The sequence below is a fragment of the Chloroflexia bacterium SDU3-3 genome (assembly GCA_009268125.1).
Lineage (GTDB): Bacteria > Chloroflexota > Chloroflexia > Chloroflexales > Roseiflexaceae > SDU3-3.
This window is the reverse complement of record WBOU01000035.1, coordinates 1-12,696: the sequence shown is the minus strand read 5'-3', so window position 1 is coordinate 12,696 and position 12,696 is coordinate 1. Positions and strand designations below refer to the sequence as shown.

The 12,696-nt window shown below is 59.1% G+C and carries 7 protein-coding genes; 2 read left to right on the top strand and 5 right to left on the bottom strand.

Annotated features, from left to right (window positions below; genetic code table 11):
• Positions 1-1,047: 1,047 nt before the first annotated feature.
• From F8S13_27320 to F8S13_27305, 4 genes are all read right to left on the bottom strand, one after another.
• Positions 1,048-3,294, bottom strand: a complete 2,247-nt coding sequence (locus F8S13_27320; protein ID KAB8139647.1) for a hypothetical protein — start codon at positions 3,292-3,294, stop codon at positions 1,048-1,050.
• A 607-nt stretch (positions 3,295-3,901) separates the two neighbouring features.
• On the bottom strand, positions 3,902-5,521 hold the full coding sequence (locus F8S13_27315; GenBank protein KAB8139646.1) for a hypothetical protein: 1,620 nt from the start codon (positions 5,519-5,521) through the stop codon (positions 3,902-3,904).
• A gap of 180 nt (positions 5,522-5,701) precedes the next feature.
• Positions 5,702-6,181: a hypothetical protein gene (locus F8S13_27310; GenBank protein KAB8139645.1), complete on the bottom strand. Its 480-nt coding sequence runs from the start codon at positions 6,179-6,181 to the stop codon at positions 5,702-5,704.
• Positions 6,182-6,297: 116 nt separating this feature from the next.
• Entirely contained in the window at positions 6,298-6,543 is a 246-nt protein-coding gene (locus F8S13_27305) for a helix-turn-helix transcriptional regulator (GenBank protein ID KAB8139644.1), read from the bottom strand.
• A 186-nt stretch (positions 6,544-6,729) separates the two neighbouring features.
• On the opposite strand from F8S13_27305, the gene F8S13_27300 reads away from it, so the two are divergent.
• Positions 6,730-7,299 (top strand): hypothetical protein, encoded by a 570-nt coding sequence (locus tag F8S13_27300; protein ID KAB8139643.1) that lies wholly within the window; start codon positions 6,730-6,732, stop codon positions 7,297-7,299.
• Complete coding sequence (locus F8S13_27295) at positions 7,289-7,513, top strand: hypothetical protein (GenBank protein ID KAB8139642.1); 225 nt, start codon at positions 7,289-7,291, stop codon at positions 7,511-7,513. Before F8S13_27300 ends, F8S13_27295 begins: the two co-directional genes overlap by 11 nt.
• A gap of 562 nt (positions 7,514-8,075) precedes the next feature.
• On the opposite strand, the gene F8S13_27290 is transcribed toward F8S13_27295, so the two are convergent.
• Positions 8,076-9,035: a hypothetical protein gene (locus tag F8S13_27290; protein ID KAB8139641.1), complete on the bottom strand. Its 960-nt coding sequence runs from the start codon at positions 9,033-9,035 to the stop codon at positions 8,076-8,078.
• Positions 9,036-12,696: the final 3,661 nt, after the last annotated feature.

The following is a 12,696-nucleotide window of genomic DNA, read 5'->3' as shown; positions in this document are numbered from 1 at the left end:
CATGCACGGTGGGCGCATGCGCGGGCCTCGTGGGCCGCCCTGGGCGGGCTGCTGGTGGGCGCATGCTCGGTGGGCGCATGCTCAGTGGGCGCATGCTCGGTGGGCGCATGCTAACGTCACTTTCTGTTCCAATGTTGTTGGGACCCCATCATGGGCAGGCCACGCATACAGTTCCACACCACAGCCCACCTCGACCGTCTACGGTAGCGGAGCAGAACGCGGAATAGAGCGCGGAAAAAGCCCCAGATAATACCCGAATTGAATGCGGATCGTAGCCGGATCATGGCTTCCAACGGCGACCGTCGCTACCGCACCCCAATGCCCCACCCCAAACGATAATCTCTACCCCTGCGATCAGCACTACCCAACCCAAAAGGCCGAACGGTTCCCCAGCATGCACCCCCTACCTACGCTCACCACACTACCACACCACGCTCGACCGCCCCACCCCCAACCACACAGCCTCAGACTAGGCACCTTGCGCATGAGGATGCGTTTAGCCCTGCGCACAGCCATACGTCAGAGATGCGTCTAGCATACGTTTTGGATACGTCTTGACTTCCGACGGCGACCGCCCCCAGGGCCTCCCAACGCCCCACCCCAAACGATAATCTCTACCCCTACGATCACCGCCACCAACCCCAAAAGGCCGAACAGTTCCCCATCGGCTCCCCCTACCCACCTGCGCTTCACAGCCAACCGCGCTCGACCGCACCCACGCGCGGGAGCCGCCGTAGGCGGCCCCCGCCCCCCCCAAACCCCTCTGCCTCAGACCAGGCCCCCACCTACCAAGCAAAGAGGCGAGCTGGGGGCAGCGCTGCGCGGAGCCATGAAACACAATGCACTGCACCGAGCGCACCGTATCGCAATGAACGCAATGCTTTTCAATGATCTCCAGCGCGGGCACCACCAAACCCGATCACCTCCAGCTAGTCCAGACTCCTACGAGAGTTCCAGACTCCTACCAGAGACATGCCCACCATAGGAAGCCCTTCCCAAGGTACCCACCAGCTCACGCCCCCCGACCATAGGAAGCCCTTCCCAAACTCACTCTTTCCCAGCAAACAATACCGCCTGCCCGTACCCGCCCACCGGCTGGCCACCACTGGCTGGGGCGCGTACCACGCCCCAGCCAGTGGTGGCCGCAGGCGCTTCCGGCTCGCGCCGGTCGATCTCCTGCTGCACCAGCTCGCGCTTTTCCTCATAGTCTCGCGCCCAGAACGCCCCGCGCACTTTGGGGCTGCGCAGCACCGCATGCAGGCGGCGCAGCTCCTTCGCCAGCTCCAGCGCGCTCAGCGTGGCCAGCGTAGCGCGGTACCGGACATGGCGCGGGGCACGGGGGACGGCCAGCACCGGCGGGGGTATCTCGGCAGCCTCCGCAGGCTCGGCCACCGGCACAGGGTGCGTGGCCCGGTAGTGCTCAGACAGCCACGCCACGCCAGCCAAGATCGTATCGACATCGGCCAGATGCTTGGAGCGCCCCGTATAGCTTCCCTGCGGCGGCGTGGCCGCTGCGGGGTCAAAGCTGGCGCATGCTTCGCCGCGCCCATCTGCCGCGACCAGCACGGACGCATCCGCAAGCCCCTGAGCTTGTGAGCGCCCCCCGCTGGGCGCGAGCGGTGCGGCCTCGACAGCAGGCAGGCAGGGGGGGGGTAACGCGTTACCCCCCCTCCGCTCCAGCTCCCCGAGGGGGGAGGGAACGCGTTCCCCCCCCTCCACCAGGTCGAAGGCATCGAACGCGGCTAGGGCCTCGGGGGCGAGCACGGCGCTGGGGGACGCTGCGGGGCGCTCACAAGCTTCTTGGGTTAGATCATGATCATGCTTATATATATCTAGGGCGCAAACCGCGCCCTGTGGGGCAGTCACCGCGGTGCCCACTTGCACCCTAGGAACGTCCGCCCATGTCCAGCAGGCGGCCTCATTGGCCCGCGCTGCGCCCCCCCGCCCGCCGGTGCGCCGCCCGTAGCCGCTGCGCTCTAGATCGCGGAAGGCGTACTGGATGGTGCGCTCAGAGCATGCCAGCTGGGCGGCGGCGGCGGCGTTGGTGGTGCGTACCTGGAGGTGGCCATGGTCGAGCAGCAACATGGCGAGGAGCTGGGCGCGGGTGGGGAGCCGATCATCCAGCCGTAGGGTGGCGTCGATCTGGGCGAGCTGGGCGGCGGCGGCGGCGGCGCGGGCCTCGCGCTTGTGCTGGGCTTCGCTTGCGGCCCGCTGGGCGCGCTGGGCGGGCCGCTGCGGCCCGTCGGCGGGGTGGGGTGGGTAGCAGGCCCCGGCTGGCTGCGGGGCGCGGGTGCGGGGGTTGAGCGTGCGCAGGGCGGCGCGCACGTCGTTGCCGTGTTGTGTGAGCACGTAGAGGCCGAAGGCGTCCCATCCCCGCGTCGTGTACCACGCGCAGCGCGGGGAGAGGCTGAAGAGTTTGCCCCGCTTGCTGATGAACAGTGTGGTCTCGTGCGTGTGGGCGACCCCGCAGGGGCACGTGTAGCCGTCGCGGGTGCGCTGCGCCCCCAGTTCGGGCAAGAGTTCGTCGAGCGGGTGGGCGGCGTTGTAGCGCTCGCGCACGGCGGCCACAGTGCTTTCGGTGGCCTGGAGGGGCGCAGGGGCCAGCGGGGCGCGTTGGGCGGGCTTGGGGGCCTCTGGGAGGGGCGGTGGGGTGGTGTTGCGCGGTAGGGTGGCCACGTAGGCCAGCGCGGCGCGGCGCTCGGCGGGGTTGTCCAGGTCGAAGAGCTGCCCGTCTTGGGTGAGCAGCTGGCCCCAAGTGTGTGCCCGCCAGTGGTAGCCGAACGGTAGCCGGATGCCCTGATTGCGCGGCCAGATCTCGGCATCAGCCGCGCCCGCGAGGGCGGCTACGCTGGCGAGCTGGGCGGCGATTGCGAGGGCGTCGGTCGGCCCATCGTAGCATGCCCACACGTGGCCCCCTGTGTGGCCCCCCTCAGTGCTGGCCAGCGTGGCCCATGCGGTGAGTCCCAGCTGGGCCGCAGCGGCCAGCACACGAGCCACAGCGGCGCGTCCGCCGGTATCCACGTCGATAGCGCCGGCGCGGGCCTGGTTCACCTGGTCAAGGCTGGCGGCGTAGGTGGTGCGGCCTGCGGCGTGGTCTTGCAGGCTGGCCTCGGTGAGCTGAAAGCTGCGGTCGGTGATCTCGGTGTATTTCCGCGCTGCGGTGGCTCCGTTCATGCGGCTGAGGCGGGCTGGCCGACCGGGCATGAGGATGGCCGAGCGGATGAATGCGGTGGTGTTGGTGGTGTCGGCGGCGAGCTGGCCGCGCGCGCTGGCGTGATAGAGCTGTGTGGTCACGATCCTGCCTTGATGACTGCGGCGGCGCGGTATGCCGTCGTAGACCTACAAACCCCGTCAGAATGCGGAGTAAGTGCGGTATCAGGTCATCATGGTGAGGCCGTATGTGTTGGAACTATGCCGATAGCAGGAAGAAAGGGGGGGGGGTAACACCTTGACAGTAAGTGTTACGACCGCTACAATCCTTGTGCTAACTGACAGTTTCCGGACGTGGCCGTCCCCACTATGATGACTGTTGGTTTGGTTGGAAAAAGAGGTTTGGTTCTAGTGCGCGTCTCCCGCCAAGAAGTAGCGCACTAGGATCGAACCTCTGTTCGTTTACTTGAAGCTATTCTACCAAAGGATCGGTGCATGTTGCAAGCTGGATCAGAATACCTTTTCTCTGGTTTCTTTGCAGCATCGATCCCTAATTTTTACCTATAGGTACATTGTAGATTGTCAAGGATCATTTTTGATCCTTCACGCCTACGCTCCCTTGATCGAGATTCGTAAAAAACCCACACTTTTTATGATTTTATCCGAATTATGTGAATTTGTGACACAATACTTTTGATGGCCTTTATAGAGAAACCCGACACCGGTGTCGGGTTTCTCTGTGTTTGCTACCTTAGTTGGTAATGCTCTCTCGGGCTGTTCCAGTAGCCACGCCGATGCGTACCAATTCCATGACTTCCATCAAAGCTTGTTGGTATTTAGCCCCTTGGTTACTCGATACCCCGCGCAACTCACGCACTAGGTCGGCAGGCCGGGTCATCCCGCCCAAGAAGAGCGCCGCCGCGCGGGTCGCTTCTGGGCTGGCAATCGTAGGGCTTCCTAATGGGATAGTAGCCGTATCAGCCACGGCTACGGGTTGGCTTACGGCTGGCATCCCGATGGCTATGGGCGTTGGTGTTGGTGTAGCCGTCGGCGTAGCCGTGGGGGCCACATGGTGTAGCCGGGGCATAGCCGGGGCATCAGCCGTGAGTAGACCAGCCACGCGGCGTATATCGTCGCTAGTGGTGTTGGGGATTTGCAGCACGCGGCTTGTACCGCTGGCGCTCCACAGCAGCGCCCGACCAGGCTCTAGGCGCTCGACCTGCTGGGCCTCGGCGGTCGGCAGGATGAGCCGGGCCTGGTTACGCTTCATGCGGTGGGCCAGTACGCTGGCCAGGGAGTCGCGCAAGGCCGAGCCGCCTGAGCGGTCAGCCGTCCAGATCTGGCCGCTGATCGAGGCGTAGACAAACCGCTTGCGGTACTGCTGGGCGATGCGCTCCAGCAGCTCGCCCAGCTCAGGGCCGATCTTGCTGTGGGCCAATAGCCGTGTAGCCTCATCCAGCCAGAGAATCACGGGCGTGCGGCTTTCATCCTGGCCGTGTATGCGCTTCTCTCCGATGTCGGCTACATACCGCACGGCGTCCAGTATGGCGGCGTCGGTGTCGGCCACGTCGCACAGGTAGGTGCTGCGCAGCGGGTCAAGCGTGGCCCCTAGGCTGTCATCAGCCGCGCCCGCGTGCGGGTCGCACACCACGAAGCGCGCGCCGTGCAGCGCCGATTGGGCAGCGAGGAAGCGCTGGCTCGTGGTCTTGCCCTGGCCAGGCAGGCCCGCTACGGCGGTGCTGTACAGATCGAGCCAGGAACCGTGCACCGGCTCACCGCTGGTCAGGTCAACGCCCAGCAGCAGCGGGTTGCCCTTCCCTACCTGGCCAGCAGTGAGCAGCTCGGCAAAGCTGGGCGCGCTCACCGGCTCAGCAACCACAGGAGCGCCCAGGGCGGCCAGGGCGCTGGCCTGGGCCTCGTGGGCCATGTCGGCGGCGCGTGAGGCCGCCTGGCTGGTGTGGGGGCTGTAGGTGAAAGTGTGGGGCACGGGCACTTGGTAGCGAGCGGCCAGGGCCTGCACAGTGTAGTGCGCCTGCACGGCGGCCACGTCGGCCCACCGGCGGTAGATGAGGATCAGTGCCACGAGGCCCGCGCCAGCGGCCAGGGCCAGGGGCAGCGTGCGCCACGCGGCGGCTAGGAATACATCATAGCTGGCCAGCTGCACGTTGATCTGCTGTTGGCGCGCCAACTCAAGCGCGGCGCGCTCGCGGGCCAGTGGGTCGAAGGTGTCGCGGGCTAGCAGGGCCATGGCTACTAGGCCGGTCAGGGTGGCTATGGGCATGGCCAGATGGGCGGCCACGCGGGTCATACGGTCGTTGCGATCACTGCGGTCACTGTGTCCCGCTAGGCGTTCGTCATAGTGGTGAAGCATTGTGTTAGCCCTTTCCGCTGTGGTATTCTGTGGCTAGGCGCTGGTCTGTTAGCCCTTTCCAGCGCTGGCCGTGGTGCGGACACACCACGGCCTCATTTTTTGCCAGTATAGCACCGATAGGGAAGCCTATAGACGTCAGTATGGACATGTCAAGGAAGCCCGGACGTCCGTCCGGGCCTCTTAGTGGAGCACCAAGACGAGAATGACTACGATAGCCAGAATAGCGAGCGCGGCTAGGGCAAGTATCCAGGCCCTACGGCTGCCCTGCTGCAACGCATCAATTTGGTGTTGCAGCGCATCCCGTTCAGCTCGGGCCTGCACCAGATCATCCTTGACCGCTTGGGTGTCTGGCAGCTCTGGCCGCTGCTCCAGCTGGGCGCGTAGGTATCCCTCTCTCGCGGCGGCTTCTGCGAGCTGCTGCTGGAGCCGTTCGACCAGGCCAAGCATTTCACCCCGTGTCATAAGCTGCTGAGGCTCGGCGCGGGGGCGCTCATCCTGGGGCAGTTCAGCCGCTAGGGTATCAACGTCGCCTGCGTGGTACTCCACATAGGCCCCACGCCGACGGCTACGAATACGGCCCTTCTCTACATACCGCCGAACTTGGCGATCCGTCCGCTTGATGCGGCGTGATGCTTCTGATATGTCGATCCATTCGTCCATGGACGCCAGTATACGATACTATGGACACGTCCATTGATGGGCAAAATGGTATACTCGCATGGTTGCTTGCTTGCTCAAAGCAACCATGCGCCCGGTGGGTACCAGCCACGCGGGCGCTATCCCTCCAACTTCAATAAATCTCCCGGCGTACATGCAAGCCACTGACATAGAGCATTGATCGAATCTCGATCTAGCCTATTCCAATCATCATTAAGCAGCCCTTGAATAGTTGATATTGGGACACCCTTACCCGTTCCTGTATACGGTTTCGTAGCGTTCACAACGGCACGTAGTGAGTACCGTTGCCCTTCTTGATGCTCTTTTTGTGCAATGAGCAAGCGCAGTTGTGATCTCACTTTCATGCTTCGATTGTACAACGGTTCCCCACAGGCTACATTTTAGGGTCCATACACCTCATTGTCAATGTAGCATATACAGAAATAGTTGTGAATTGACTTATGTACTTATAGAATATACAATCACGGCTGTAGAAAGTACAAACATGCTAGCTGGTACCTAGTATGTGAATTGCATCAAAGGAGCAAGCGATGAGCAAGCAACCCTACGCACACCTGAAGGACGGAACACGGACACTGGCCGTGTACGACATCGAGGGAGAGCCGCTCTTCATTGAGACCACGTGGCGCGAGCGCCGGATCAGCACGGATGGGGAGACGTTTATTAACCTCGATGTGGAGGGAGATGGGATCGGCGATATTCAGCTCGACGCCTGGCCGTGGTGTGTCCAGCTCGTCGCTAGTGGGATCATCGAAGAGCTGATTGACCAGGCAAAAACGTTTTTGGTGAGTGGCCTTGGGCCGATTGAACGGCCCGAATACATCACCGGCGACGAGCTGGAGCGCCGCTGGCAGGCCATGAGCCGCGAGGAGCAGCTCGACGAGCTGCGGCATGCCCGGCTCGATCCGTCGGTCGTACCACCGGCAGCCCTGCTGGCACTACCGCCCGAAGTCTTGGCGAAGTGGTACCGCATGCCGCGAACCAGTAAGCAGAAAGCGGCCCGCATTATCCGCGTGGTAGACTTGTTAGCGGACACCGCCGCGCAGCACCTCGCCGATGAGCTGGAGCGCGTAGCCCTGAGGAACCCCCATGTTGCATGATGATACGCTGTATAGATTGCCCGACGGCCATGAGGTGCGCTGTGCGGTGCTCTTTCCTGGGGAGCAGCACTACCGGCTCGACGATGCCCGCACCGGCCTGCCGCTCTACCTGATCGATGCAGGCCAGTTTTACCGCCTGACCGAGGCCGACGATGGCTCCAAATACCACGCCGGAAGCTGTGATTTAGTCCTGGCCGATCTGACCCAGGTTTAACCGAGCGCATGACGAAAACCGGCCCGTGGGTACTGCCCACGGGCCGGTTTGTGTGTTGGATAATGAACGTTATCGGATGCGAGTCTATCGCCGAGACAAGCCAACCTCATAGCCAATATAGGTTCCGAGCATGCCGGTCACATAGGGAAAAATGGTAAGCGCCGAGGTTGGTTGGACATAGATGACAACGAATGCCAGCAGCATCGTAAGGGCAACCAACCACGCAATGCGAGGATTCGACGGACTCATACCCACCCTCCTGTTGACTCATGGAAGCAAAAAGCTAGCAACAAGTAAACAAGAGACAATCACTGAGCTTGTTTTCCAACAATACGCATGCTAACATAGCGGTGCAGATCAGTTGCTATGCCACAAACGTTGTGACTGTCGGAACAGCTTTCCTCGCCAAAGGAAAGCTGTTCGCTTTTCTCATCTGCTTGTTATGCCATACTCTATCATGCAATTGTCATCTCCGTACTAAATATATTTTCATCATTTCTCAACTTTCACAATTATTAACATAATACTGAAATGACATAACCTTGAATCCTAAAAAGGCTAGCTATGAGTCAAGAGCTGCTTCTGCTTCACACAAAAACACAAGTGTAGAGGCCGTCATATGAAGCATATAAGCAACAAGGTAGTCAGGGACATCCGTAGGTAGTAAGCCTTGGCCATGACCACTCAATTTATTGCGTCCGGTAGCAATACTACTTTCAAGCAAAGATCTTAGTGAATTAAATTGATTCTGCCAAAACTCTGGTATAAGACCATGTTCGAAACATATCTTTATAAGTTTTATAGCAGTATCTTTGCTATCATAATCCCAGCTACGCTTTTCACATATTGCCTTCATAAGGCTTTCAAAAGATTTTAGACACTCATTAAGAGCTTCTTTTGAAAGACCATTTCTATAATGTTCATGTGCCTTCAAAAATTCCTCTTGAGCGCCTAAATATCTTTTACTATTAAGTAAACGTAAGGCTGGCTTTACAATTTCCGAATGTATAAATTCTGAATCTACGCGAACGATTCGACCCTCTACAAGCTGATACCCAACACTATTCTCTTTAAATCTAGCATTCAACTCGTATATAGCATCTTCAACGATATCATGTGTATTTGTACGATGCATATAATCTCTTCCCTTGAAATTTTGAACAATTGCAAATGTGAGTTCAATGACATCCATCAATCTTTCTACATCGGTTTCTTCTAAAAAAAAGCTAATTAGTTCACTAGAATAATCTCTCGTTGTTATATTTAGCATAGTTCGATCATATCTATATTTAGAATTAGGTAAAGTATATCCACCATACTCATGACACAATGTATCTACAATGGCTTTATATGTATCATGTATTAGATCCTGCGGGTAATCAGTTGGAGAACCGATAACACGAAGCCATATTTGGGTAATCTGAACTCTAAAATGCTGTGGAAGATCATCGTATGTATATACATCTGACACATCCCCACGTGCAATTTTCTGACGTTTTGAGAAAAGGTTGAAAATTGGCATTACATCCTCCTATGTTCAAAATACACCAACACCAGTATAACTATAGCTATCCCACCAACACAACCCACCAGGCCAGATTGCTCACAAAAAAATGCGCTGGCGGGCGCAGCCCGTCACGCCTTGCGCGATGACCCGCGCGGGCGATGCGGACGCCTGCGACCTCCACGCGGAAGCAGACGGGGAGGTCGCAGATGAGCGCGCAGCGACCGACATGCAAGAAGCGTAACCGGAGTGGTAAGGCGGGAACGCTCGGGCGAGCGTCCGGGCGGGGACGGATGAAGGGCGTAGGGATGCGATGGAGACGGAACGGGCGTAGGCAGGGCCGTTGGGCAGAGCCAGCCAGAACGTTCGCTAACAGGTAATATGCACCGCTCAACGCTCATATTGGCGAAAAAGCGCAGGTCAGTACGGAAGTTACGCCAGATAGCATGCCGAATTACGCCAAGAAAAGTAGTGAGAGACGCCAAACACAGCGAAAAAGGCATAGCAGCCACCAGCAAGCGCGTTTCCGATGCCGATGCCCACCAGAGGAAGCGTGATTTTTGTCTGGGGGTCCGAGCTGAGAGCCGACCTGGGGTAGGCCGGAGGCAAAGTCGCCCCCAAGTCGGACGCATGCGCCCCTAGACAAAAATAGCCCTCTGGTGGGCATCGGCATCGGAAATGGCGGGCTAGTTGGCGTTGCGGTTATGCCTATCTGACCGAATCTACCTCGGCAAGGTACTAGGCTAGGATTAGCACGTACGTACTATAGATCCTGGCTGGGGCCTCTAGTAAAATAGGGATCACATAGATCTCAGTAGGGATATCCTATGGGATCATGTAGATACCTCTGAGGGAACAACCCGTGAGGATCGCAACACACCTTCTGGTGGTTGAGATCACACGGGTTTTTTGTTTTAGTCGCAGTGTAAACACATGCATGTGTTTACATGAGATGATCTTAAAAAGACTCTTATGGTTTTCGAAAACCAAAATCGTATACGGTTGTAGGATACGATCAATAACGTATACGTTTAGCAGTATCACTAATGTATTCTTGTCTATAGGTTGCAATGCAACCTATAGACAGAAAACTGATCCCAAGAGAGTTTGCACCTGTTATGTATTGACATATGTTCTCTTACGTGCCAACATTGATCGCTCACGATCCCAGTCGCGTCGTAGATCACCACACTCGGGCCAAAAAAAAAAACGGCCTTGTCGAAGCATCTTCGCTGTGGTATACTCTCAACGTAAAACTGTGGCTAACTCCCACAAAATAGCAAAGTCGCCCCACCCTCGTGCCGGCAAGCTTCGGGGTGGGACGACTTGAGCAGGGCACTCCATACGTCTGGCGATGGAGCGCTACGCTTGTTTTGCATTTGTATTATAGCATTATAAGTGCAAAAAGCAAGTAACCTGTTGAGCCAGTTGTAACACTCAGTAGTCTAGTATGAGGAAGAACCATGAAAAACAACGGCGGCAACAGAAACAACCCTAATCGTATGCGCTATGTATTAAGTATATTGTTGCTAATAACAGCATTATATATCATACATATACGTAACGACACAGGGCCAGAAGTACTTGTACCAATCTTTTTAATTATAGGATCTCTCTGGAAAAAATAAGCACCTTAATTCAGATAACAAGTACAGGGGATGGTTTATATAAACCATCCCCTGTACTTGTATTAATAGCACCTTCTACACCTACTATATGCTTGCTTGAGTATGGCAACAATTCGTGGTTTAAATAGCAGAAAACGCGGCGGCGGAAGCATCGCCCGCCGTGGCCACCCGCAGGGCGGGCGCAGCCCGTCGCGCCATGCGCGATGGCCCGTGCGGGCGGTGCGGACGTGAGCCGCATCCACGCGGAAGCGGACGGGCCACGCGGCGTGCGAGGTCGCCCAGGCCAGCAGATCGACCACCCCGACGCTCACCACCTCCGCCAGCCTTCCGCCCTCCAGCTGGAGCGCGACCGCTGCCACGCCTCCCCCCTGCGGGGGCTGAGGGCGATACGCCCGAAGCCCAAGCCCCGCCGACCCGCAGCGGTCGGGGCGGGCGCAGCCGAGCGCGCAGTGGCGGGGCCGTTTGTCGTAGCCGGAGCAGCGCAGCCGACGGCGAGACAGGCCCCAGAGCGAGCACGCGGCCTGCGGGGGGGAGGCGCGGCGCGCACGCCGCGTGGCCCCGCAGGGGCCTCCGGGCTGGGGCCTGGGTCGAGCCTGGTCAAACCCGTAGGGCGCGGAAGCGTCGCTCCTGTGGAGCGATTTGGGCAGCGCGAAGCCCCAGGCCCCAGCCCGGACGTTGTAGCGCCTCTGGTGCAGCGCTCCCGCCGCACTGCCGCGCTGGGCATCGAACCCTACAGAGCAACCCCACAGAGAGGCCCTACAGAGCAGATCTGTGGGGTTCGCTGTGGGGTTGTCGGGTGCAATAGGTCGGCATGCAAGAAGCGTAACCGGAGACGGTGGTAAGGCGGGAACGGTTTTCATTCCGTCCGGGCGTAGACGCTTTGAGACTTTCCTGATGCGATGGAGACGGAACGGGCGCGGGCGGGGCCGTTTGGCGAAGTCGGTCAGGACCGAAGCACCGACGGCCACGGCGCGGCGGTCAGCCTCTGCAACAAATGTTGCAAAAACATTTGTTGCATGGGCCAGAGAGGAGCGGGGTTCTCGGGTAGAAATAGGGGTGGTTTTAGGGGTAGAAATAGGGGTGGTTTTAGGGAGGTTTTAGGAGTAGAGATAGGGAGGTTTTAGGGAGGTTTTAGGGAGGAAGTGACGCTCACAGCACCGCATCACAACGCGCTCAAAACCGTCTACGACGCCAACAATATATACCCTGAGATCGCATCCTCAGTGAAAAAGACCCTGAGAAAAAAAGCGATATTTCAGTGATACTAGATTGAGATTAGCGTGAGATCATGGCTTCCGACGACGACCGTCGCTACCGCACACCAATGCCCCACCCCAAACGACAATCTCTACCCCTACGATCACCACTACCAACCCCAAAAGGCCGAACAATTCCCCATCGGCTCCCCTACCCACCTGCGCTTCACGCCCTGCCGCGCTCGACCGCCCCCACGCGCGGGAGCCGCCTACGGCGGCCCCCGCCCCCCCCAACTCCTCAGCTTCCGACCAGGCCCCCACCTGCAAAACACGAGGCGAGCTGGAGGCAGCGCTGCGCGAAGCCATGAAACACAACGCACTGCACTGAGCGCATTGAGCAGCGATGAACGCGATGAGTTTCAATGATCTCCAGTGCGACCACCATGGGTGCATGCTCGGTGGGCGCATGCGGATAGGCGCATGCTGGGTGGGCGCATGCTGGGGGCCACCCTGGGCGAGCTGCTGGTGGGCGCATGCTCAGTGGGCGCATGCTGGGCGAGACGACCTGGCGACCGCGCATGCTGGGTAGGCGCATGCTGGGTAGGCACATGCACGGTGGGCGCATGCGCGGGCCTCGTGGGCCGCCCTGGGCGGGCTGCTGGTGGGCGCATGCTCAGTGGGCGCATGCTGGGCGAGACGACCTGGCGACCGCGCATGCTGGGTAGGCGCATGCACGGTGGGCGCATGCGCGGGCCTCGTGGGCCGCCCTGGGCGGGCTGCTGGTGGGCGCATGCTCGGTGGGCGCATGCTCAGTGGGCGCATGCTCGGTGGGCGCATGCTAACGTCACTTTCTGT